At 59.4% G+C, this 21,956-nt stretch carries 21 protein-coding genes and 1 pseudogene; 13 read left to right on the forward strand and 9 right to left on the reverse strand.

Going from position 1 to position 21,956, the window contains the following annotated elements; genetic code table 11:
- The coding region (locus C9413_RS08535; RefSeq protein WP_170250365.1) for an S-(hydroxymethyl)glutathione dehydrogenase/class III alcohol dehydrogenase at positions 1 to 1,062 on the forward strand (1,062 nt) is incomplete at its 5' end.
- 86 nt (positions 1,063 to 1,148) lie between these two features.
- On the opposite strand, the gene ampC is transcribed toward C9413_RS08535, so the two are convergent.
- The 3 genes from ampC to C9413_RS08550 all read right to left on the reverse strand — a co-directional run bounded on the left by ampC (position 1,149) and on the right by C9413_RS08550 (position 3,347).
- Positions 1,149 to 2,231 (reverse strand): class C beta-lactamase, encoded by a 1,083-nt coding sequence (gene ampC, locus C9413_RS08540; protein WP_318299855.1) that lies wholly within the window; start codon positions 2,229 to 2,231, stop codon positions 1,149 to 1,151.
- 351 nt (positions 2,232 to 2,582) lie between these two features.
- Positions 2,583 to 2,987, reverse strand: a complete 405-nt coding sequence (locus C9413_RS08545) for a VOC family protein (RefSeq protein ID WP_040115852.1) — start codon at positions 2,985 to 2,987, stop codon at positions 2,583 to 2,585.
- A gap of 24 nt (positions 2,988 to 3,011) precedes the next feature.
- Positions 3,012 to 3,347 (reverse strand): cupin domain-containing protein, encoded by a 336-nt coding sequence (locus tag C9413_RS08550; protein WP_040115851.1) that lies wholly within the window; start codon positions 3,345 to 3,347, stop codon positions 3,012 to 3,014.
- Between the two features lie 172 nt (positions 3,348 to 3,519).
- Between C9413_RS08550 and C9413_RS08555 the strand changes: the two genes are divergently transcribed.
- Positions 3,520 to 4,071: a MarR family transcriptional regulator gene (locus tag C9413_RS08555; RefSeq protein WP_223844094.1), complete on the forward strand. Its 552-nt coding sequence runs from the start codon at positions 3,520 to 3,522 to the stop codon at positions 4,069 to 4,071.
- Positions 4,072 to 4,092: 21 nt separating this feature from the next.
- Here the strand turns inward: C9413_RS08555 and C9413_RS08560 are convergent, their stop codons facing one another.
- Positions 4,093 to 5,100, reverse strand: a complete 1,008-nt coding sequence (locus C9413_RS08560) for a pyridoxal-phosphate dependent enzyme (RefSeq protein WP_052451847.1) — start codon at positions 5,098 to 5,100, stop codon at positions 4,093 to 4,095.
- A 99-nt stretch (positions 5,101 to 5,199) separates the two neighbouring features.
- On the opposite strand from C9413_RS08560, the gene C9413_RS08565 reads away from it, so the two are divergent.
- Positions 5,200 to 5,805, forward strand: coding sequence for an XRE family transcriptional regulator (locus tag C9413_RS08565; RefSeq protein ID WP_052451845.1), 606 nt, complete (start codon positions 5,200 to 5,202; stop codon positions 5,803 to 5,805).
- Between the two features lie 114 nt (positions 5,806 to 5,919).
- Here the strand turns inward: C9413_RS08565 and C9413_RS08570 are convergent, their stop codons facing one another.
- The 3 genes from C9413_RS08570 to C9413_RS08580 form a co-directional block, all read right to left on the reverse strand.
- A complete protein-coding gene (locus C9413_RS08570; protein ID WP_052451843.1) occupies positions 5,920 to 7,200 on the reverse strand; it encodes a Xaa-Pro peptidase family protein in 1,281 nt (426 codons plus the stop codon).
- Between the two features lie 83 nt (positions 7,201 to 7,283).
- Positions 7,284 to 8,369, reverse strand: a complete 1,086-nt coding sequence (locus tag C9413_RS08575; RefSeq protein ID WP_040115849.1) for a hybrid-cluster NAD(P)-dependent oxidoreductase — start codon at positions 8,367 to 8,369, stop codon at positions 7,284 to 7,286.
- Positions 8,359 to 9,612 carry an aromatic ring-hydroxylating dioxygenase subunit alpha gene (locus C9413_RS08580; protein WP_040115848.1) on the reverse strand — a complete coding sequence of 418 codons (1,254 nt, stop codon included), beginning with the start codon at positions 9,610 to 9,612 and terminating at the stop codon, positions 8,359 to 8,361. The genes C9413_RS08575 and C9413_RS08580 overlap by 11 nt, the downstream gene beginning before the upstream one ends.
- A 265-nt stretch (positions 9,613 to 9,877) precedes the next feature.
- Here C9413_RS08580 and C9413_RS08585 point away from each other — a divergent pair, with 265 nt between their 5' ends.
- From C9413_RS08585 to C9413_RS08625, 9 genes are all read left to right on the forward strand, one after another.
- The gene (locus C9413_RS08585; protein WP_040115847.1) at positions 9,878 to 10,594 is read left to right on the forward strand and encodes a GntR family transcriptional regulator; all 717 of its coding nucleotides are present in this window, start codon (positions 9,878 to 9,880) and stop codon (positions 10,592 to 10,594) included.
- Positions 10,591 to 11,502, forward strand: coding sequence for a dihydrodipicolinate synthase family protein (locus C9413_RS08590; RefSeq protein ID WP_170250366.1), 912 nt, complete (start codon positions 10,591 to 10,593; stop codon positions 11,500 to 11,502). Before C9413_RS08585 ends, C9413_RS08590 begins: the two co-directional genes overlap by 4 nt.
- Complete coding sequence (locus tag C9413_RS08595; RefSeq protein ID WP_040115845.1) at positions 11,495 to 13,012, forward strand: aldehyde dehydrogenase; 1,518 nt, start codon at positions 11,495 to 11,497, stop codon at positions 13,010 to 13,012. The genes C9413_RS08590 and C9413_RS08595 overlap by 8 nt, the downstream gene beginning before the upstream one ends.
- Positions 13,009 to 14,355, forward strand: a complete 1,347-nt coding sequence (locus tag C9413_RS08600) for an FAD-binding oxidoreductase (RefSeq protein ID WP_040115844.1) — start codon at positions 13,009 to 13,011, stop codon at positions 14,353 to 14,355. The genes C9413_RS08595 and C9413_RS08600 overlap by 4 nt, the downstream gene beginning before the upstream one ends.
- A gap of 79 nt (positions 14,356 to 14,434) precedes the next feature.
- Positions 14,435 to 15,286: a glycine betaine ABC transporter substrate-binding protein gene (locus tag C9413_RS08605; protein WP_040115843.1), complete on the forward strand. Its 852-nt coding sequence runs from the start codon at positions 14,435 to 14,437 to the stop codon at positions 15,284 to 15,286.
- An 88-nt stretch (positions 15,287 to 15,374) separates the two neighbouring features.
- Entirely contained in the window at positions 15,375 to 16,466 is a 1,092-nt protein-coding gene (locus C9413_RS08610) for a glycine betaine/L-proline ABC transporter ATP-binding protein (protein WP_040115842.1), read from the forward strand.
- A gap of 22 nt (positions 16,467 to 16,488) precedes the next feature.
- Complete coding sequence (locus C9413_RS08615) at positions 16,489 to 17,337, forward strand: proline/glycine betaine ABC transporter permease (RefSeq protein ID WP_040115841.1); 849 nt, start codon at positions 16,489 to 16,491, stop codon at positions 17,335 to 17,337.
- Positions 17,334 to 18,173: an ABC transporter permease subunit gene (locus tag C9413_RS08620; protein ID WP_040115840.1), complete on the forward strand. Its 840-nt coding sequence runs from the start codon at positions 17,334 to 17,336 to the stop codon at positions 18,171 to 18,173. The genes C9413_RS08615 and C9413_RS08620 overlap by 4 nt, the downstream gene beginning before the upstream one ends.
- A gap of 84 nt (positions 18,174 to 18,257) precedes the next feature.
- On the forward strand, positions 18,258 to 19,268 hold the full coding sequence (locus C9413_RS08625) for a GlxA family transcriptional regulator (protein WP_040116648.1): 1,011 nt from the start codon (positions 18,258 to 18,260) through the stop codon (positions 19,266 to 19,268).
- 50 nt (positions 19,269 to 19,318) lie between these two features.
- Here C9413_RS08625 and C9413_RS33185 read toward each other — a convergent pair whose 3' ends face one another.
- Complete coding sequence (locus C9413_RS33185) at positions 19,319 to 19,966, reverse strand: hypothetical protein (protein WP_228703525.1); 648 nt, start codon at positions 19,964 to 19,966, stop codon at positions 19,319 to 19,321.
- 323 nt (positions 19,967 to 20,289) lie between these two features.
- Between C9413_RS33185 and C9413_RS08635 the strand changes: the two genes are divergently transcribed.
- Positions 20,290 to 21,180 (forward strand): LysR substrate-binding domain-containing protein, encoded by an 891-nt coding sequence (locus tag C9413_RS08635; protein WP_223844093.1) that lies wholly within the window; start codon positions 20,290 to 20,292, stop codon positions 21,178 to 21,180.
- A 371-nt stretch (positions 21,181 to 21,551) separates the two neighbouring features.
- On the opposite strand, the pseudogene C9413_RS08640 reads toward C9413_RS08635, so the two are convergent.
- Positions 21,552 to 21,956: pseudogene (locus tag C9413_RS08640) on the reverse strand (trifunctional transcriptional regulator/proline dehydrogenase/L-glutamate gamma-semialdehyde dehydrogenase); the annotation flags it as partial.

Genomic DNA, 21,956 nt, shown 5'->3' on the forward strand with positions numbered 1-21,956 from the left:
GAAGGCCCGCGGGCCGGCGAGGTTCTGGTCGAGGTCAAGGCGACCGGCATCTGCCACACGGACGATTTCACGCTGTCTGGGGCCGATCCGGAGGGCCTGTTTCCGGCAATCCTCGGCCATGAGGGTGCCGGCATCGTCGTCGATGTCGGCCCGGGCGTCACTTCGGTCAAGAAGGGCGACCACGTCATTCCGCTCTACACGCCGGAATGCCGTGAATGCCCGTCCTGCCTGTCGCGCAAGACCAATCTGTGCACGGCGATCCGCGCCACTCAGGGCCAGGGGCTGATGCCGGACGGCACGAGCCGCTTTTCGATCGGCAAGGACAAGATCCATCACTACATGGGCTGCTCGACCTTTGCCAATTACACGGTGCTGCCCGAGATCGCCGTTGCCAAGGTCAATGCGGACGCTCCCTTCGACAAGATCTGCTACATCGGCTGCGGCGTCACCACCGGCATCGGCGCCGTCATCAACACCGCCAAGGTGGAGATCGGCGCAACGGCGATCGTCTTCGGCCTCGGCGGCATCGGCCTCAACGTTCTCCAGGGCCTGAAGCTTGCCGGTGCCGACATGATCATCGGTGTCGACATCAACAATGACCGCAAGGTGTGGGGCGAAAAGTTTGGCATGACGCATTTCGTCAATCCCAAGGAGGTCGGCGACGACATCGTGCCCTATCTCGTCAACATGACGAAGCGTGGCGCCGACCAGATCGGCGGCGCCGACTACACCTTCGACTGCACCGGCAACACCAAGGTGATGCGCCAGGCGCTGGAAGCCAGCCATCGCGGCTGGGGCAAGTCGGTCGTCATCGGGGTGGCCGGTGCCGGCCAGGAAATCTCCACCCGCCCGTTCCAGCTGGTCACCGGCCGCAGCTGGATGGGCACCGCCTTTGGCGGCGCGCGCGGCCGCACCGACGTGCCGAAGATCGTCGACTGGTACATGCAAGGCAAGATCCAGATCGATCCGATGATCACCCATACGATGCCGCTCGAAGACATCAACAAGGGCTTCGAACTCATGCATTCCGGTCAAAGCATCCGCGGCGTGGTTGTCTACTAACCCAGCAGACGGGGCGGCGCGCGAACACCGGCATTCGGTTCGAAGCCGGCGGCCGCCCACCACTCCTTTGTCTTCGCGAGGTCAACTCACCGATGCCTCTCGTCCTGCGATACGGCTTCGAGCATCCCGAGGATCGAGTAGGCGGCCTTAATCCGCTCAGGGATGGGATAGTTACGATTGGCAAGCAGTACTATGCCGATCCGGCGCGTTGGCACGAACGCGGCATAGGCACCAAAGCCACCGGTGGAACCCGTCTTATTGAAAAACACGTCCTCGGCTGGTTTTTGTGGCGGCACCAGCGGAGTCACCGCGTGCGGCTTCATCGCCATGTCGGAAGAGTTGCCAGCAAGGAGTGTATCCAGTGTTGCCGGCCAGGCATAGAGCTCCCACCCCAGGGACTGGAACGTATCGCCTGTCCGATAGTAGCCGGTCTGGGTTGCGCCAATCGCCTTCTGCAGCGAAGATTCAAGCCCAGAGGTGTCTATGTTCGCCTCGACGAAGCGCAACAGGTCGGCGGCAGTCGTCTTGACCCCGTAGGCCTGGGCATCGAGCGCTCCTGGGCTTACTCGCACGGGGTTGTTTTTCTTGTTGTAGCCGAAGGCATAATCTCCCATTTCCGCCTCTGGAACGCGGATATAGCTGTTGGTGAGGCCAAGTGCAGGAAAGAGGGTGCCCTCCATGAGCTCGGGAAAGGGTTTTCTGAGGCTCGCAGCTGCGAGGGTTCCGAAGAGACCAATGCTGGGATTGGAGTAGACGCGATACGTGCCGGGTTCATAGCCAGGGCGCCATCCGCGGAAATAGCGCGTGAGCGTGCTGTTGTTGATGACCTCGTCGGGAAACTGCAGCGGCAGACCTCCCGCCGTATAGGTACCCAGTTCGAGCACGGTGATATGATCGAAGGCGCTGCCTGCCAGCTCCCGCATATGCTCGCTCGCAGCATCGGAGAGGGCGAGCGCTCCTTTGGCCTCAGCATAGGCGCCGAGCGTGGCGGTAAAGGTTTTGCTGACGGAGCCGATCTCGAACAGCGTGTCAGCGGTGACGGGCGTTGCCTTTTCCTTGTCGGCGAGACCGTAGTTGAAAATAAACCGGCGGCCATCAACAGAGATCCCGACCGCCATGCCGGCTACACCGTTTTCGGTCATCAACCCCTTGATGGTCCGGTCGACCACGGGCCTGATCCTGCCTTCAACGACGTCTGCCTCTGCACTGCAGGCAAGAAAGGTGCCGAAAAGGGAAAAACATGCACCAGCGCAAACCGCATATGTCCTGCTGGATATTTGACTCATAGCTCCTGGTATCCTCGCTTCGATGGGATCGCCGCATTCCCGGAACCGGGCTTGCGCAGTGCGACGGGCCTGCAGCTGCGGTCACACGCAGCCGTCAAGGCACAGGCGACCGGCCGCAGGCGCGACACTTTATAGGCCGTCGTCCGCGCCTTGAGCAAACGACGAAATCTCGCCTGAGGCATAAGAAAATCTAGGCCCGCCGGTGGCTGTTGAAGTTCAGCTAACCCTTTGATTTCAACGGGCGCTGCCCATATCCATGTAAGCCGGTTCGAAAACGTGTCCGTCCGGATCAGCAAAGGTGCGCAGGTACATGAATCCCAAATCCTGCGGCTCGCCGACATCCGCCTGGCCGCCGGATCTCGCGGCAGCCTCCACCATGGCATCGACCTCCTCGCGGCTGTCGCGAGACAGAGCGATCAGCATACCGCTCGTTGCGTGCGCGTCAGCTATCGGCTTTGCCGTGAACGTCTGATAATAGCCATGTTGCAGAAGCTGGAACGTGATCGTTTCTGACCACACCATCGAGCTCGCATTTTCATTGGAGAACTGCTCGTTCTTGACGCAGCCGATGGCCTCATAGAAAGCCGTCGCGGTTGCCAAATCCCTGACCGGCAGGTTCAGAAAGATCATTTTAGTCATTATCGTGCTCCTCTCAGAGATGGCTTAAACAAAGGTTTGCTCGAACGTCTGGCTCGGATGGATGCAGACGATCTCCAGCCGGTCGGTGCCGACATTTTCGAAACGATGAGGAACGTTGGCCGGGCCAACAATGATGTCGCCGGCAGAGCCGCGCGTCTTGTCGTTGCCAACCGTGAACTCGGCCTCCCCCTTTCGAACCACCCAGGTCTCGGCATAGGGATGAACATGCAGCGCCGGGCCGCGGCCCGGATCCGCGTCCACGACAAAAAGCGATACCTCGCTGCCGAAGTGACGACCTTCGAAGCGGACCGTACGGCTCGTGCCGGGTTCGGGCTGCTGATAGCGATAAACCGAAAACATCCTGATCTCCTCCAACCGTTCACAGTTATCTTCGCAGGAAGACATATTGGCAAACTATCTTCTCGTCAAGATAAATATCTTCTCGCAAAGATATCTTTGCGCCTGAGGCTCCATGGTGTATGGAACGGCACCACGCAAATGTGGCACGACAAAGCAAACGAGGATCATGCGGGTGGCGCCAAACAACAACCGCGGCTCAAAGGAGGGCGCTGTCGAAGACCATGTCGACCGGCTCCGCGCGCAATGGGCCTGCGAATTGCCGGACCTCGACACCGAGCCGATGGCGATCCTGGGACGCGCGAAACGGCTAACGAACCTGGTGGCGCCCTCCATCGAAGAGACCTTTGCCAAGTTCGGCCTCGATCGCGGCGAGTTCGACGTTATCGCGACCCTGCGCAGATCTGGGCCACCCTACCAGCTGACGCCGACGGCAATGTATACGACGCTTATGTTGTCTTCCGGCGGGCTGACGCACCGCCTTGATCGGCTGGAAAAGGCTGGTCTGATTGTACGAGAGAAATCGGCCCATGACGGGCGAAGTGTTGTCGTTTGCCTGACCGCAACGGGAATCGCGCTGGCCGAAAAGGCGTTTCGCGCGGATATGGCCAGTGAACTCTTGTTCCTCGAAGGTTTGGATGTCGAAGAGCGCGCGGCCCTGGCCGCGCTGCTGCGCAAGCTTGTCATGAGCGTTGAGGCAGGCCCGAGTGACGGGGTCACGTCGTGATCTCAATGGTTGCGCTTGACCCTAGTCCTGTGTCCACGCCGAAAACGCGTCGGGCAATACGTTCGACCCGCAGATCACCGTGACCACCCGCTTGCCGCGGTATCGCGAGGGATCTTCCAGGATCGCTGCAACGCCAAGGGCGGCCGATGGCTCGACCACGAGGCCGGCGTGCCGATGGAGCAGGCGCATGCCCGCCTTGATGCTTGCCTCCTCTACCAGCGGCACGTGATTGGCGACGGCGAGCAGGTCCTGAAGGACCGCCGCGATTGGGAACCGGCCGGCGACACCGTCGGCGATGGTATCGGCGCGATCGGTGGTGACGACTGATCGCGCCCGCCAGGATAGGGCCATGGCGGGCGCCCCGCTGGGCTGGATGCACACCACCTCCGTTGCGGGCGACAGGCACTTGAAAACGTGGCCAACGCCGGTGGCGAGCGCACCGCCGCCGAGCGCGAGCAGCATCGTGTCGATGCGGTCGAACCCTTCGACAAGCTCCAGCCCGATGGTGCCGGCGCCTTCGCAGGTGTCGAGGTTTTCGCTGTCCTCCACGAGTAAAGCGTTGCCGCTGGCCGCGATCTCGCGAGCGCGCTTTCGCGCGTCCTCGATGTCGCCCTCGACAAGTTCGACGGCGGCTCCGAGCCGGCGCATGTGATCGATCTTCGCGCCATTGGCGCTTGTGGCGGCGACCACTGTCACGCCAATACCGCGTTCGCGCCCACTATATGCGAGCGCCTGCCCGAGATTGCCGGCGCTGGCGCAGACCGCGGCCTTCTGATCGGCTCTTTCGAGGCGGGACATTACGACCTCGGTCCCGCGTCCTTTGAAGCATCGGATCGGGTTTGCGGTCTCAAGTTTGATGATCAGTTCGCAGCCCAGAAGATCGCCAAGAGATGAACAGCCGAATTGGGGCGTGTCGCGAAACATCCGTGAGATTTGTTCCTTCGCCTCAAAGATGCGCCCGAGGTCGAGCCTGGTGTCTGGTTGCCCGATTTCCCGGGATGCTGCGGGTCTTTCACCGACAGGCTGCATGTGACATCCTCCGACGCTGTTGTTGCAGTTGCACATCTGTGCGTTATAGCGCACATTCGAAGTGTGCGCTATAACGCACAGATGCGAGGTCAGTCATAAATGAAGTCCCTCAGTCCCGTTGACACGGGGAATCTACTGAAATCGATCAGGCACGACCTTGGATGGAGCCTCGACAAGACTGCAGAGCGTACTGGAGTAAGCAAGGCGATGCTGGGCCAGATCGAGCGCGGCGAATCCACGCCGACGGTCGCGACGCTTTGGAAGATCGCGACGGGCTTGCGGGTTCCGATGACGGCCCTGCTCGAGCCGGATCGCGAAGAAGGCGATGTGTTGCTCTTGCGTGACGCCAGTCGTCTCCGGGTGCGCCCGTCGGAGGAAGGGATGCAACGCGCATTGTTGTTCCCTTATGAGACCCGGTTCGGCTTCGAACTCTATGAACTGACCTTCGCGCCCGACTTCGAGAGTATCTCAGAGCCGCATGACATCGGGGTTGTGGAGCATGTGACCGTCCTGCGCGGGGAGATCGAATTGCTGGTGGAGGAAGAGTGGAGGCGGGTCGAGCAAGGGCAGTCGCTGAGGTTTCCTGCCGACCGCCGCCATGGTTACCGCAATCGGACGCAAAGTGAGACTGTTGTCATGGATTTGATCCACTATCGGTTCATCCCGCAGAATATCGCGGAGCGCAAAACGCAAGCGGGTTCTTGATCGAGGCGTTCCGACGTCGCGACCTGCATCTCCACTCAGATAGCGGAGCCAAACGCCTGTGAGGTGAGCGATCCATCGCTGCCCAGTTCAGGCCGAAGCCTCCACAAAATCGGCTTAGACATCTTCCCAGGGAAAGGTGTCGAGCCGCTCGGCTCCTGTTGCCGTGATCAAGACTTGAGTCTCGAGCTTGATGCTTTCGGATCCCGCTTCCGCAATCAAGCTCTCCACGTTAAGTACCATGTCCTTTTCGATTGTGCCGCTGCAATTTCGGCCGAAATCCGGATGCAGGAGAACGCCTGGCCACTCGTCCGCCATACCCGTGCCGTGCAGCGCCAAGGTATAGCGGTAGGGGATATACTTTTCCGGGATACGCCAAGAACGATCGTTGAACTCCGCAAACCCGATTCCCGGCCTGAGAACTGCGAGGTTGTGATCGATCTGATCCCTGGCTGCGGCATAAAGCTCCCGCTGTTTTTCGTTCATGGTACGATGACCGCAGGTCCATGAGCGGGAGAGATCGGCACAGTAGCCATAAGGGCCGATCATGTCCGTATCGAATGAAATCATCTCCCCAGCCTTGATCTCGTAGTCGGAACACTCCTGGTACCAGGGATTGGTCCTCGCGCCGGCCGTCAGAAGCTTGGTCTCGAGCCACTCCCCGCCACTTCTGGCATTCTCGAAATGCAGTTCCGCCCAGATCTCCCTTTCCGTTCGACCGGGCTCGGACTTGTCGTACATCCTCGCCATTCCGGCCTCGCAGACACGGATCGTCCACCTCATGAGCTCGATTTCATCGGCGCTCTTGATCGATCTCGCCCGCTCTGCCAATTCCTGCCCATCCAGAAGGTCGAAGCCTCTCTTGCGCAGCTCGAAAGCACCCGCAGGCTCGAGCTTGTCGATGGCGATGCGGGCGTTGCGGCCCTGCGACCTAATGACGTCGGCCACCTCGTCGGCCCATTCCTTCATTCGGCTCTCGATCAGATCGCCGGCGGTGAAGAAGATCCAGGACTTCGCAGGCCTGACTTCGTCGATACCCGGAAGTCCGTCGTTCACATGTTCTGCGCCTTCAAACTCGAACAAGATCGCCGGGCCATCGGCAAGGATGAGCGCATAGCGGGACGCATTGTGCATGGTCCAGATGCTCATGTTCGATGAGTCGAACGCATATCGAATGTTAACGGGATCATAGAGCAGGAGTGCGCCGCAGTCCCATTCCTGCATCGTGGCCTGCAGTCTGCCGAGGCGATATCGGCGAGCCCTATCCAGAGTGGCGGAGGAAAGGGGACTTTTGAGCGGCCGGTCCGCTCCCTCCGGATTGAGATAGGCCTGCTTCCTTTCGTCTTTGAAAACGGTCGACCCCGCTGGGCCTCCTGGGGCGATGACGTTCTCATTCATTGGGTCGGGATCCTCTCGAACACAGTTCGTGCAAAAACGGACGCGTGTCAGCCCGAGGAGCCATGTCGGCCATCCAGGGATGATCAGCGGTCAATGACCAGATCGCTCAGCGGCTTTGAACAGCAAGGCAGGAATAGGCCGGCGTCGACCTCCCTCTGGCGAATGCCGCCGTTATGCTTCATCTCGACTGATCCCGAGACGAGCTTGGACTTGCACGTTCCGCAGACGCCATTGGCACATGATGACGGAAGCCTCAAACCAGCCTTCTTGGCACAGCCGAGAACCGTCTGTTCCGATGCAACCTCGATCGTTCGAGCCTGCTTCAGGAATTGCACTTGGAAGGTCTTCGCGACGACCGGCGCCTCGCCGATAGGCAGTTCGGCATCATCAATGACGGCGGCGTCGAAACTTTCCTCAATATAGTTCGACGTCGGTACCCCCAGATCGGCAGATATCTTCCTGGCCGCGGCCATGAACGGCGCCGGGCCGCAGCACATGACGATCCTCTCGGCTATATCCGGTACCGCCATCTTTATGTACTCGGACGTTATTCGTCCCGTGATGCCAGGCCACCAGCGTTCGCCCGTGAGATGTTCCGGAAGAAAATGGAGCCTCAGCCCCTTCATCTTCGTTGTAAGCATGGACAGTTCGTCACGGAAGATGAGGTCGAGCGGCGTCCTTGCAGCATGGATGAACACGACGTCTGTCGGGTCGCAGGTGTCGGCCAGATCACGGACAATCGACATCACAGGCGTGATGCCAGATCCGCCTGACAGCAGCAGCTTCTTGCCGGCACCGGAGGGACGGATGAAATGTCCCAGCGGACCTTGCGCCTTCACGGTCGCGCCGGACTTCAGATTGTCGTGCAGCCAGTTGGAGACCCGTCCGTCCGGCACCCGTTTCACGGTAACCGTGAAGGCATTCGGCCTCTGCGGTGACGAAGATATGCTGTAGCAACGGGGTTCGGCATCTGCTCCAAGCGGGAAGTCGAAGAGAAAATACTGACCGGCCTGGAAGGCGAACCGTTTGCCCTGGGGAGACGCGAAGGTGAAGCTTTTGACGTCGTGCGTCTCTTGATGCACGTCGATACAGACAAGGGTATCGTCCAGTTCTGGATCCCAGACGTCCGTCGGCGCGTTCGAAGCGCTCGTCAAGGTCTTAATATCCATGAGCTCGCATCCGGTCGATGTACCAGGTCGCGAACTTGTCGAGATTCGTTTCGGAGAAGCGCGAGTAGGGACCGGGGACATAGGCAGGGTCGAGGGCGCCTGCGTGAGATCGCGCGACAAGCTCCGCGTCCTGGTCGGTTGTCGCAACCCAAACGTTCGTCAACTTTTCGAGATCGTAGTCGACGCCTTCGACGGCATCCTTGTGAACAAGCCATTTCGTGCGCACGAGGGTCTTGTCAGCCGAAAGCGGGATGACGATTGCAACAACCGCATGGTCGCCCATGAAGTGGTTCCAGCTATTGTGTCCCCACAGATGCGTGTCGCCCAGGTCTTTCCTGGTCATGGTGCCGAGAAGCTTCGACGAAGCCGCGGTCGCGTCAGGCGTCTGCGATTCACCGGCACCCGAAATGATCAGCCGCTGTGTTCTGAAGTTTGTCTCGCAATCGACGAGCTGTTCGACGGCGGCGGAAGGATAGCCGTCGGCCTCCCAGCTCTTGGTTTTGTCTGCATAGAGAGCTTGATGCTGTTCTGCCTGCTCTCGGTCTTCCGGGCTCAGGCTTTCCGGATCGAATCCGAAATCCAGATCGACGAACGAGACGCAGAGCTCCGGATGGTTCGCAGAGCAGTGATAGCATTCGCGATTGTTTTCCATCGTCAGCTTCCAGTTGCCGTGTTCGACCACGTCAGTCTGAAAAGCCACCTTTGTGTTGCGGATATCGTAGGGCGCGAGCCGTTCCGTCATGACCTCTTCAAGGTGCTCGATGTCGGCCGGTGGGTTGTCGGAGAGGCAGGCGTAAATGAGGCCGCCGATCGATTTGAAACTGACCGGCCTGAGGCTCTTGCAGCTCTTGTCGAAATCGGCGCCCATGTGAGGCGCGTAGGCGAGCTCGCCGTCAAGCTCGTAGGTCCACTGGTGGTATGGACAGACGAGCTTGGAGACCACGCTCGATCCCGCGTCAAGGATCCGCGAGCCGCGATGACGGCATACGTTGTGCACGACGCGGATCTGATTGTCGTCGTCGCGAAGAATGATGAGGCTGCTGTTGCCAATTTCGATAACGTTGGCGTCTCCCGGTTCTGGAACATCGCATTCCAGACCGATGCAGATCCAGTGTTTGCGAAAGAACACGTCGACGTCGGCTTCGAAAACATCCTCACGGTTGTAGAGCCCGGCGGGAAGCGAATGGCCGTCGGCCCTTGAGTCGAGAAGCGATGAAATCGACGAAGCGAAGGTCTGAAGCATAATTCTACCTCATGGTTGGATGGGCAATCATCCGCTTCATCTTTGCATGGTTCAACGGCACAAATCGGCCGTCATGACATAACCAGATGTAATGGCAATGCGGAAACGTTGAAAAAAGAAGCTGCCCGGTCAGCCGGCAAAGCGGGTCGGTAAATTGTATTTTCTAACAATTTTGATTGTGTACACAAAGTACACAATAATTGACTTCTGTCCCAAGCCATGCGATCATGGGCTGTCAGATGAAAAAAGAGGGCTGAGATAACCGATGGCGAAGAGCGTCAAGAGCAATCTCTACGATGACCTGAAACGTCAGATCCTGACGATGGAGCTGGACCCCGACGCCGATCTGGACGAGTCCAGTCTCAGCGAGCGCTACGGCCTGTCGCGAACGCCGGTTCGCGATATTTTCCGCCGCCTGGCGGGGGAGGGCTACGTCGACATTCGCGAGAACAGGGGGGCGCGGGTCATCCCGATGAACCACGCGACCCTGCGGAACTTCTTTCTTGTTGCGCCGATGATCTACGCGGCGATTGGCCGCCTTGCAGTGCAGAACTTCAAGCCTTCGCAACTCTCGGACCTGAAGCAGACCCAGGAGCGCTTCCGCGCCGCTAGTCAGAACATGGACGCGCTGGCGATGGTGCTCGAGAACAACCGCTTCCACGAGATCTTCGGGGAGATGTCGGCCAACGTCTACCTGCAACCCAGCCTGGGCCGGCTTCTCATCGACCACGCGCGCATCGGTCATACCTTCTTCCGACCCAGGAACGCGGACATGAAGCGGCGGCTGCAGTTGGCTGTCGAGCACCACGACAGCTTCATCGAGGCGCTCAGCATTCATGACGAGGACGCTGTGGTCGATCTTGTCTTCGAGCACTGGGAGTTGTCCCGCGAAAACATGGAAATGTTCATTGCGCCGCACGGACTTAAGGCGGACGCCCCGATCGGCGCTCCAACCACGCAATCATTGGAGAAATCACCGTGAAGTTTGAGGGGATCTTTACGCCGGCGGTGACGCCGCTCGACCGGGATGGGCAGATAGACCGCGTTGCGTTTTGCGCCGTCATCGAGCAGCTCATCGATGCGGGCGTGCATGGCATCATCGTCGGTGGCTCGACGGGCGAGTACTATGCCCACAGCAGCCAGGAGCGCTTCGAACTTGCGGCCTATGCCAAGGATGTCATCGGCACCCGGCTGCCGCTCGTCATAGGAACGGGCGCAACGAGAACCGAAGACTCGGTCGAGTACGCCAAGGCGGCAAAAGAAATCGGCGCGGATGCGATCCTCGTGTCCTCGCCGCCCTATGCGTTGCCGACGGAACGGGAAAATGCGGTCCACGCGCTCACGGTGGACCGTGCGGCCAAGTTGCCGATCATGCTCTACAACTATCCGGCCCGCATGGGCGTGATGATGGGCGAGGAGTATTTTTCCCGCGTTGGTAAATCCAAAAATGTGGTCGCCATCAAGGAAAGTTCCGGCGACATGGGCAATCTTCATCGTCTCGCGCGCAAGTATCCGCATATCTCGCTGTCTTGCGGCTGGGATGATCAAGCTCTCGAATTTTTCGCATGGGGCGCAAAGAGCTGGGTATGCGCCGGCTCCAACTTCCTTCCGCGCGAGCACGTCGCGCTTTACGAGGCCTGCGTGCTGGAAAAGAACTTCGACAAGGGTCGCGCGATCATGACCGCGATGCTGCCGCTTATGGATTTCCTGGCATGCGGGAAGTTCGTCCAGTCGATCAAGCATGGATGCGAGTTGATCGGCCTGAGCGCCGGGCCGGTCCGCGCACCGCTGCGTCCGCTGAATTCCGAAGAAAAGCGAACCCTCCAGACCGTCGTCGCCACGTTGAAGCGCACGGTTGCCCAGATCACGTCGGGAGCAAATCATGCATGAACCCTTGACCGCTGCCGAATACAAGGCGATCGCCGCAGGCCTTCAGTTCCCGACGAATGGATTCATTGACGGGGCCTTCCGTCCGGCGCATTCCGGTCGGACTTTCACGTCCACGAACCCTGCCACGGGCGACGTTCTTGCCGAAATCGCCGCGTGCGACGCCACCGACGTCGATTATGCCGTGATCAAGGCCAAGCAAGCCTTCGACGACGGCCGCTGGCGGTTGTGTTCGCCTGGCGAGCGCAAGGCCGTGCTCCTCAAGCTCGCCAAGTTGCTGGAGCGCAACCGTCATGAACTCGCTATCATGGAAAGCCTGGACAGTGGCAAGCCGATCCGCGAATGCCAGACGGTCGACGTTCCCGATACCATTCATACCATTCGCTGGCATGCCGAACTGATCGACAAGCTTTACGACAACACCGCACCTGTCGGGGCAAATGCACTGACAATGATCGTCCGCGAACCTGTCGGCGTCGTCGGATGTGTGCTTCCGTGGAACTTCCCGCTGCTGATGTTGGCCTGGAAGATCGGTCCGGCCCTTGCAGCCGGCTGCTCGGTGATCGTGAAGCCTGCGCAGGAAACGACGCTCACCACGCTGCGTGTCGCCGAACTTGCCCATGAAGCAGGGATCCCTGCGGGCGTCTTCAACGTCGTGACCGGCGGCGGCAAGGAGGTCGGCGAACCGATCGGCATGCACATGGACGTCGACATGGTGGCATTTACCGGATCGACGCCTACCGGCCGCCGCTTCCTGCGCTATGCCGCCGACTCCAACCTCAAGCGTGTCGTGCTCGAATGCGGCGGCAAGAATCCCGCGGTCGTTCTCGATGACGCCGAAGACCTCGACCTTGTGGCCGAGCAGGTGGTCAACGGCGCCTTCTGGAACATGGGTGAGAACTGCTCGGCCACATCGCGGCTGATCGTCCATGCCAAGGTCAAGGACGAGCTGCTGCAGCGCATCGGAGCCTACATGCGCGAATGGAAGACGGGCGATCCGCTCGATCCCGAAAACCGCATCGGCGCGCTGGTCAGCAAGACCCACTTTGAGAAGGTGAAATCCTTTCTCGACGACGCGAAGAAGGAGAAGCTCTCTGTCGCCCACGGCGGCGACACGCATGGCGGCATCTTCATCGAGCCGACGGTGGTCGAGGGTGTAACGCCTTCCAGCCGTCTGTTTCAGGAAGAGATCTTCGGGCCGGTCCTTGCGGTCACGACCTTCAATACGCTCAGCGAAGCCATCGCTCTTGCCAATGACACCAACTACGGTCTTACGGCGTCCGTCTATACCGCAAGCCTGAGAAACGCCATCAAGCTTTCGCGGGAAATCCGGGCCGGGGTCGTCACCGTCAACTGCTTTGGCGAAGGGGACGCGACCACGCCGTTCGGCGGCTACAAGGAGTCGGGATTCGGCGGCCGCGACAAGTCGGTCTTTGCCCACGACAACTATTGCGAACTCAAGACGATCTGGATCGACGTCTCGGACCGATCTGTGGACGAGACGATCCGATGACCCGACATGTGATCAAGCGTCTGCCGATCGACACCGGCACTTCGGGATGGGAGGCGGTCAGCGAACGCGCCTTTCCCGCAACGGCGCTTGATCGAGACGCTACGGTTGACTGGCTTATCATCGGCGCTGGATTTGCCGGCCTGTCGGCGGCACGGCGCCTCTCGCAATTTCGTCCCCAAGACAAGATTGTCGTCCTGGAGGCTCGTGAACTTGCGAAGGGACCGGCCGGGAGGAACTCCGGCTTCATGATCGACGTGCCCCACAACTTGTCGGCAGGCGAGTACTCGGTGGCAGACGAGCAGGCAACCAGAAACGAGATCAGACAGAACCGTTTGGCGATCGCTTTTGCGGCGGACGTCGCGGCCGAATACAACCTGTCGAGCGATACGTTCGATCCGTCGGGCAAGGTCAATGCCGCGGCCTCGGACCGAGGGCTCGGCCTCAACGACAATTACCGCAAATCTCTTGAGAAGATCGGCGAAGAACATCGCGTTCTCGATGCCGACCAGATGCGGGAAATGACGGGCTCGCGCTATTATCGTGGAGGGCTTTACACGCCAGGTGCCGTGATGATCCAGCCCGCCGATTATATCCGCGGGCTGGCGCGCGGACTTCGATCGAAGGTTACCATCTACGAACATTCGCCGGTGCTGGAGCTTTCACGCGAAGGTAAGTCCTGGAAGGCGATTTCCAATCACGGATCCGTCTCTGCGCCGAAGGTCATTTTAGGGGTGAACGGTCACGTCGAAAGCTTCGGCCACTTCCGTGGACGGCTGATGCATATCTTCACCTACGCGTCGATGACCGCCCCGTTCTCCCAGAACGAGTTCGCAGGCGACGTTACCGGCGCCGATCGATGGGCGCTGCTGCCGGCAGATCCCATGGGGGCGACCGTTCGCAAGATCACCACCAATGGCCGTTCGAGGATCGTCATCAGGACGAGGTTCACATACGACCCATGTCTCAAGGTGTCGGAGAGGCGGGTTGCCGGCGTGGCTGCCGAGCAGCGCCGGTCGTTCGATGCCCGTTTCCCCGGGCTGGAACGCCTGCCGATGGAGTATAGCTGGGCCGGTGCGCTGTGCCTCAGCCGGAACCACGTGCCGGCATTCGGCGAGGTGGAAGAGGGCCTTTTTTCGGCGTGCTGCGAGAATGGTCTCGGCACCGTCAAGAGCACGCTTGCGGGCATGATGGCGGCCGATCTGGCGACCGGCACTGCTAGCCCCGAACTCGACAAATACAAGAATCACCCGGAACCGAGCAGACTGCCTCCCGAGCCCGTCGCGTGGCTGGGCGTCAATTCGGTCATCCGCTTTCAGGAATTGCGTGCAGGCCGCGAGGGATGATCCGTCGCCGCGCAATATGAAGACTGCGCTGCCCGCAGGACTTCAATGAGAATGGGAACGAGAACTAGGAGTAAGAATAATGAAGGCTTTGTGGAGGGCGCTCTGCGCCGCTGCGATGATCGCAATGAGCATGCTTCCAGCGCATGCGGAAGAAAAGACGATCAACATGGGCACGCTGTCGTGGGAAGACCTGACGCCCATCACCGGAATAACAAAGAAGGTTCTTGAGGACGCCGGCTACACCGTGAAGGTGACCGAGTTCTCCGAATGGGGCATTGCCTATGCCGCTCTTGCCAAGGGCGACATCCAGGTGCTCGCCTCTCAGACCGACTACGTCGCCCAGGACTACTGGGATAAGAACAAGAACCGTCTGGAAAAGATTTCGCCCGTTTCGCACGGTCTCTATCAGGGTATCGCCGTTCCTAAATATGTCCCGATCGATTCGCTCGATCAGCTCAACGAAAACGCCGATAAGTTCGGCGGCAAGATCGTCGGGATCGAACCGGGCTCCGGCCTCATGCGTGACACGTCGGACGCGGTCAAGGACTACGATATCAAGCTGCAGCTTCTCGAAGGCAGCACGGCGGCGATGACGGCGGCGCTGAAATCCGCCTACGACCGCAAGGAATGGGTCGCGGTGACGATTTGGGAACCGTCGTGGATGGTCCAAAAGTATGAGGTGAAGTACCTGAAGGACCCCAAGGGCGTCTTCCCGCCGCCGCAGAGCTACTACTGGATCGGTCAAAAGGGCTTTTCGGAAGAGAACCCGCATGCACGTGAAGTGATGGCCAGCGTATACGTTCCACTCGCTGACATCACCACGATCAATGGCGAGGTCAAGGATGGCAAGACGATGGACCAGGCTGTCCAGGACTGGATCGGCGCCCATGCCGATCTCATCAAGCGCTGGGAAAACATCAAGAAATATTAATCGCGTCGTGGCTGTTCCGATCTTGTCGGGCGGCCACCTCGACGCCCAACGAGAAAAGCCAGCGCCAATTGGCTCAAAGGGGATCGCTATGAAAGCCGCAAATGTCGATATCAATGAAGTCCTGATTGACTGCCAATCCCTCTGGAAGGTCTTCGGAGACAAGTCCTCTGCCGCGATGAAGTCAATCGCCGAGCGCGGGCTCAGCAAAAAACAGGTCCTGCAGGAATTCAACTGCGTTGTCGGCGTATCCGATGCGAGCATCCAGGTGCGGCGCGGTGAAATCTTCTGCGTCATGGGACTGTCGGGGAGCGGAAAGTCGACGCTCATCCGGCTCCTCAACAAGCTGATCACCCCCAGTGCGGGAAAGGTCCTGGTGAAGGGACGGGACTTGGCTGCCTTGTCACCTGTTGATCTCAGGCAGATGCGCGCCCGCAATATCGGAATGGTTTTTCAGAGTGTGGCGCTCCTGCCCCACAGGACGGTCCTGGAGAACGCGGCCTTTGGCCTTGAGGTGCAGGGAATTGCCAAGCCCGAGCGAAACGCCACGGCGAGTGCGGCTTTGGAGAAGGTCGGCCTTGCCGACTGGGTGAATCGCTATCCCAGAGAACTTTCCGGCGGCATGCAGCAACGCGTCGGTCTTGCCCGCGCGCTTGCGGCCGACCCCGAAATCATCCTCATGGACGAGCCGTTCAGCGCGCTCGATCCCCTTATCCGGCGCCAGCTTCAGGATGAGTTCAGACAACTCACCAAAGCCCTGGGCAAGTCCGCGGTTTTCATCACTCATGATCTGGACGAGGCCATCCGTATCGGCGATCGCATCGCCATCATGAAGGATGGCGTGATCATCCAGACCGGCACGGCCGAGGAGATCATTCTCAATCCCGCTGATGCTTACGTCGCCGAATTCGTCGCTGGCATATCCCGGCTTCATCTGATCAAGGCACATTCTGTCATGCGCAGCGTCACCGATTTCCAGCGAAGCGAGCCGAACTCCGACATTTCGTCTCTGGCGCGCACCACGCCTGATGCCGACATCGACGAGCTCATCACGTTGACGATGCAGTCGGAGCGTGATGCCATCGCCGTCGTAGACAACGATCAGGTCGTCGGCGTGGTCACGCCACGCAGTCTTCTGATGGGCGTCAAGGGCACGTCCACAAACGATCTCGCGGCGGCGTGACCCTAACCTGGAGCTCAGTGACATGGACAGTTCAAGCTTCACCGATATTTTTGACGAATGGACGGACTCCGCGCTCGAGTGGGTGAGTGACAACGGAGAGTTCCTGTTCGATTACGTTCGATGGGTTCTCGAAGGGCTCTACGACGCGATCCTGTGGCTCCTGGAGCTTCCACCCTTCTACGTGGTTGCTCTCGTCATAGCGCTTGTTGGCTGGCGGCTGGTCAATGCCTGGTTCGCCATATTGAGTGGGGCTGCACTCGCGCTCTGCTTTTCCATGGGCCTTTGGCCGGAGACGATGAGCACCTTGGCTCTGGTGCTGACAGCGACCGTACTTGCGTTGGCTATCGGAATTCCGATCGGCATTGCAGCCGGGTTCTTCACCGCCCTGGATCGCTTCATGGAGCCTGGCCTGGATTTGATCCAGACGCTTCCGCCATACATCTACCTGCTGCCGGCGATCGCGCTGCTCGGCTACGGGCCGGCCACGGCGCTGATTGCGACCGTCGTCGTCGCCATGCCTCCTGCCATCCGGCTGACGTCTCTTGGCATCCGGATGACGCCCAGGGAATTCATCGAGCTCGGCGAGGCAAGCGGCATCACGCCAGCCAAGATGTTCTTCAAGATCCGCCTTCCGTTTGCGCTTCCCAGTATCATGGCAGGGATCAATCAAAGCCTGATGATGGCATTCGGCATGGTCGTCATCGCAGGTATCGTCGGATCCGGCGGGCTCGGGGAAACGATCTACGGCGCGATCCGAACGCTCGATATCGCAACCTCGATCAACGGAGCGATCGCCATCGTGGTACTTACCATGGTGCTTGACCGGATAACCCAGAGCGCAGCACGCCTCGGTGCGGGGAGGACGTCATGAACGCTACGACCGTTCAGTTTTCGCCTGGCGCCTTCCTGGCCCCAGCAGTCGATTGGCTCAACGCCAACCTTCATCCTTTGTTCGCTACGATCAGTTACGTTGTCGAAGCGGTTCTGTCTGGAATAGAGGCCGCGCTCCTTTTAGTGCCGCCCTATGCTTTGATTGCGACTGTCATCGTTTTGGCATTCGCGGCGGTCGGCCTCCGTGCCGCAATCCTCGCGGGTCTTTGCCTCGGTTTCTGCCTGCTCGTGGGACTGTGGACGGCCTCGATGCAGACAGTCGCTCTGGTGACCGTTGCCGTGTTGATATCCGTTCTCATTGCATTTCCGATCGGCGTGCTGTGCTCACGCCACAAGACCTTGGAGGCAATGGTTCGACCGGTTCTCGACGTGATGCAGACGGTTCCGCCGTGGGTCTATCTCATCCCGGCGGTCATGATTTTCAGCCTCGGACGGGTACCGGCAATTATTGCCACGATCGTCTACGGCATTCCGCCAATGCTGCGTTTGACGACACTGGCATTCAACCAGGTGCCGAAGGAGTTCATGGAGCTTGGCAGCGCCATCGGCGCCCATCCGCGATCGGTGCTTTGGAAGATCGAGATCCCCCTGGCCAAGCAGACGCTCCTTGTCGGGCTCAACCAATGCATTCTTCTGTCTCTGGCGATGGTCGTGTTGGCTGGACTTGTGGGAGCAGGTGGTCTCGGCGCAGAGGTGACGCGCGGTTTGACACGTATGGAGATGGGTCTTGGGTTGCGAGCCGGCCTGGCAATCGTCGCCGTCGCGCTGCTGCTGGACCGGTTGTCCCGTGGCTTGTTTAATCGCCAACCTTTCTAAGGATTGATGCACGCCGCTTGCTCGCGGTTTTCGGATCGAATGAACGTCTGTTCCAGCGAGCAACTGTACCAAGGAGACAAGATGATGCGACCAGAAGATTGCCGATCCTGCGATGCTACCGAGCCAGCTAAGCGTCTGAAGGTGGGCTTCGTTCTGGCTCGATCGTTTACGCTTTCGGCCTTTGCGCTGTTCATCGATACCCTGCGCCTGGCGAGTGACGAAGCTGATCGTTCCGGGAGGGTCCTTGCCGACTGGCAGGTCCTGGGAAGTACCAGACATCTGATTACATCGAGCTGCGGTGTCCAGGTCGCTCCCACGTCGGACTTCGTCGATCCGTCCCGTTTCGACTACATCGTCGTGGTTGGCGGGCTGCTTTGCGTGGAACGGCCTGTTGACCAGGACACGATTGCCTTCCTGAAGCGGGCCTCCGTCCAAAAGGTGCCGCTGATTGGGCTTTGCACCGGTACGTTCATTCTTGCGGACGCCGGACTGATGACACGTCACGAGACGTGCGTAAGCTGGCTGCATGCCAAGAGTTTCCGGGAGAGTTTTCCCGATCTTCCGGTGCGGTCGGATCGGCTTTTCAATCTCGATCGCCAGCGCGGATCTTGCGCAGGCGGAAGTAGCGCCGCCGACATGGCCGCCTTGCTCGTGCGGCGCTACATCAGCCGGGAGGCGGAGCGAAACGCCTTGGAGGTTCTGCAGATCGAAAGGGCGCGGTCTCCTGCAGATGTGCAGCCCCGCCGGCCGCTCCATGAGAACTATGACGATGCACGCGTGAAGGCCGCGATGATCACGATGGAACAGCATCTGGAAGACGGGATCTCGATCCCGGCGCTGGCGGCGTCGGTGGGACTGTCGCGGCGCCAACTCGAGCGCGTATTCCTTGAGAAGACCGGAATGTCGCCAGCCCAGGCCTATACCCGTGTGCGCATGGAGCGTGCAAAGTCTCTGCTGGCCCATTCAAGACTGCCGATGATCGAGATCGCCCTCGACGTCGGCTTCGAAAACGCGTCGCATTTCACCAGAACGTTCAAGCGCATATTCGGACAGACTCCCTCTCAGCTTCGCGCGACGACCGTGGGAGTTCACTAAACGTGCGCCAAATAGGAAAGATCAGTGAACTTTGGCGCTATCCGGTAAGTTCAGTCGCAGGAGAGCGGCTGGATCATGCAGAGGTTTCCATCGACGGATTGATCGGTGATCGACGCTTTGCCCTTGTGGAGGTAGCGACGGGAATTGTTGCACATCCCGAACGCGATCAGCGTTGGCATAAAGCCGCATTCGTCAAATCCAGAACGACGGCTGCCGGTGAAGTGGAAATCCAAGTGCCGGACGAAGATTGGCTTGCGACCGGTGCACCGTATCTCGCCCATCTTTTGTCGGCATTCTTCGGTTTCGAAGTGGCTGTGAGACCGTATCAATGTTCCGCAAACGCTACGGCTGAAACGGATCTTGCCGTCAATCGATATGACGTCGCGCCACTCCATCTGCTGACGAGCGCTTCTGTGGAACACCTCAAGTCCATCGATCCCGACGGCGATCCGGACCGACGCAGATTCAGGCCCAATATATTCGTGAAATCTGACGCCGACATCAAAGGCTTTGCCGAGCTGGACTGGGTGGGGTGTCCGCTCCACCTGGGAGCCGTCCCAAGCGCCATCGTTGCCCCGACAAAACGATGTGGATTTACAATTATCGCTCAGGAGGGCCTTGAGAATGATCCCGAAATACTCAGGAATGTCATGCGGCATGGCAACCGGAATATGGGCGTCTATTGCCGGCCCGGTCATAGGGGCACTTTGAGCGTGGGCGACAGCGTGCTTCTTTAAGGCTTACAACCGCCGCCGCCACGGCAAGAGGTCAGCGCTTTTATATGAGCTGCTTAGGCGAAAGGTGCGAGAAAGGCTTTTCAACAGCTGCTGCCGCGCTTCGAGCTCTCACACCGTGCCATAATCAGGGGTCATGTTTTAATCGCGGTGAACCCCGAAAAACGGCTTCTGCCGCGAGGTTTTCAACGTTACTTGACATAATCAATGTAATGCTAGCAAGACAGGCGGACAAGTTCATCGGAGGTCGGGCTGCCTTGGTCAGTTTGCGAAGAAAGCTTCCGCCTTTGACCGGATTGACAGCATTTGAGGCTGTTGCCCGGGTAGGGAGCTTCACGAAGGCGGCGCGCGAATTGGGCGTCACGCAAGCAGCCGTCAGCCGTCAGATCCATCTGCTGGAAGAAAGCCTTGGCTTTCCGCTCTTCCGGCGCCTGCATCGAAAGATCGAAGCCACAGACAAAGGTCGCTTGCTCTCTGCGGCTGCAACAACGGCCTTTAACCTCATGGCCGACACAATCGCGGAGATAAAAAGGGACGAGAGCCACGAAGGCCTTACAATCTCGGCCAGCGTCGCCTTCTCCCATTTCTGGCTTTTGCCGAAGATCGCCTCATTTTCCAGAAAGCACCCTGAGATCCCGCTACGGATCATCTCTCAGGACAATGCTGTAAGCCTCGATGGAGGCGATGTCGATTTGGCGATCCGCTACGGAAATGGGATGTGGTCAGACGGTAGAGCCGAGCTTCTCTTCGAGGACGAGATTTTCCCAGTCTGCAGCCCGCACTACCAGGCGAAGCTGGAGGGGTTTGCAGACCTGCACGACCTAACCCGGCATCCTCTCATCAGCTCTGATACTGAAGATCCAAGCTGGACAGGATGGGACGAGTGGTTCGCCGCCTTTGCAATCCGAGCCCCAAGGCGGCCGTCGGGATTGCGATGCAGCTTTTATACGGAAGCCATCTACGCAGCCTTGAACGGGCAGGGCATCGCGTTGGGGTGGAAGCGTCTTGTCCAAAACCTGTTGGATCAGAAGGCCCTGGTCAGGCTGACCGAGGATTCGATCGCAACGCGAAACGGCTATTTCGTCATTGAGCCGTCGCGAAGCGCCAAGAATGCTCGCGTCGCACAGTTTGTCGAATGGCTGAAACATGAAGCACGCGACTGCGAACCGGACCGGTAGCACATAGACGAGCCGCCGCTAAATGGCGCTTTTCGGACCGCGCAGGCCAACGCAAGTTGAGCCATTGGCCGGCCGTCAGGAGAAAGCCGTGGGAAGACCCTCAGCTCTCGAGATCGTGTGGCATGTGAAAGCCTTCGGGCAAGACCCCTAATATTTCAAGATCTTGAACTGCCGCCGGCTTCTTGTGCTCGCCTTTTACCGCGCATGCTGCCAATACCGCCCTCAGTGCGATAGGGCGGTAATGCTCCGGAAGTTCCTCAGAACTTTCTTCGGATTTCGGTTCCGTGGGCATGGTCGTTCTCAACTTTCAAAATTGCGGTGGCGGAAGCGGCCGCGCGGTCTGATCCGGACATGCGCGGCACTTCCCCGTGTCAGCCAATCGTCATGAGGCTTGCATTGCCGCCGGCCGCAGCCGTGTTGATCGAAATCGAAACCTCTTCCAGCAGCCAATTGAGGCAATATGCCTCGTGATCTTTTGCAAGTTCATCGGTCGTGGCCGACTGAACGAGGACAAGAGGCCCCTTCAAGGCCGCAATCCTTTTGTTGATAGAGCCTGTGCGTTCCACATCCCCTTCGACCAGGGCGCCGGAGAATGGACCGTCGGATTCCCAGTTCGAACTCCAGGAGATCCTAGCCAAAACGGACGCTGGAAGCGCGGTGAGGGCGATCTCAAGGTTCGACGCCCGATCGATCACCCTCTGGCTTCCGGTGTCCAATGCCGCCGCAAGCTTACGGAAGAGGCTCTTTTCGGTTCCCGGCGCACGTAGGCTCCTCCC

Source organism: Rhizobium sp. SEMIA 4085 (genome assembly GCF_013004495.1).
Lineage (GTDB): Bacteria > Pseudomonadota > Alphaproteobacteria > Rhizobiales > Rhizobiaceae > Rhizobium > Rhizobium gallicum.

Coding starts and splice junctions, on each gene's coding strand:
- C9413_RS08545 (WP_040115852.1), bottom strand. CDS start 2,987: ATGACTAAAATGATCTTTCTGAACCTGCCGGTCAGGGATTTGGCAACC.
- C9413_RS08550 (WP_040115851.1), bottom strand. CDS start 3,347: ATGTTTTCGGTTTATCGCTATCAGCAGCCCGAACCCGGCACGAGCCGT.
- C9413_RS08560 (WP_052451847.1), bottom strand. CDS start 5,100: ATGCAGCCTGTCGGTGAAAGACCCGCAGCATCCCGGGAAATCGGGCAA.
- C9413_RS08565 (WP_052451845.1), top strand. CDS start 5,200: ATGAAGTCCCTCAGTCCCGTTGACACGGGGAATCTACTGAAATCGATC.
- C9413_RS08570 (WP_052451843.1), bottom strand. CDS start 7,200: ATGAATGAGAACGTCATCGCCCCAGGAGGCCCAGCGGGGTCGACCGTT.
- C9413_RS08575 (WP_040115849.1), bottom strand. CDS start 8,369: ATGGATATTAAGACCTTGACGAGCGCTTCGAACGCGCCGACGGACGTC.
- C9413_RS08580 (WP_040115848.1), bottom strand. CDS start 9,612: ATGCTTCAGACCTTCGCTTCGTCGATTTCATCGCTTCTCGACTCAAGG.
- C9413_RS08585 (WP_040115847.1), top strand. CDS start 9,878: ATGGCGAAGAGCGTCAAGAGCAATCTCTACGATGACCTGAAACGTCAG.
- C9413_RS08595 (WP_040115845.1), top strand. CDS start 11,495: ATGCATGAACCCTTGACCGCTGCCGAATACAAGGCGATCGCCGCAGGC.
- C9413_RS08600 (WP_040115844.1), top strand. CDS start 13,009: ATGACCCGACATGTGATCAAGCGTCTGCCGATCGACACCGGCACTTCG.
- C9413_RS08605 (WP_040115843.1), top strand. CDS start 14,435: ATGAAGGCTTTGTGGAGGGCGCTCTGCGCCGCTGCGATGATCGCAATG.
- C9413_RS08610 (WP_040115842.1), top strand. CDS start 15,375: ATGAAAGCCGCAAATGTCGATATCAATGAAGTCCTGATTGACTGCCAA.
- C9413_RS08615 (WP_040115841.1), top strand. CDS start 16,489: ATGGACAGTTCAAGCTTCACCGATATTTTTGACGAATGGACGGACTCC.
- C9413_RS08620 (WP_040115840.1), top strand. CDS start 17,334: ATGAACGCTACGACCGTTCAGTTTTCGCCTGGCGCCTTCCTGGCCCCA.
- C9413_RS08625 (WP_040116648.1), top strand. CDS start 18,258: ATGCGACCAGAAGATTGCCGATCCTGCGATGCTACCGAGCCAGCTAAG.
- C9413_RS33185 (WP_228703525.1), bottom strand. CDS start 19,966: ATGACCGGGCCGGCAATAGACGCCCATATTCCGGTTGCCATGCCGCAT.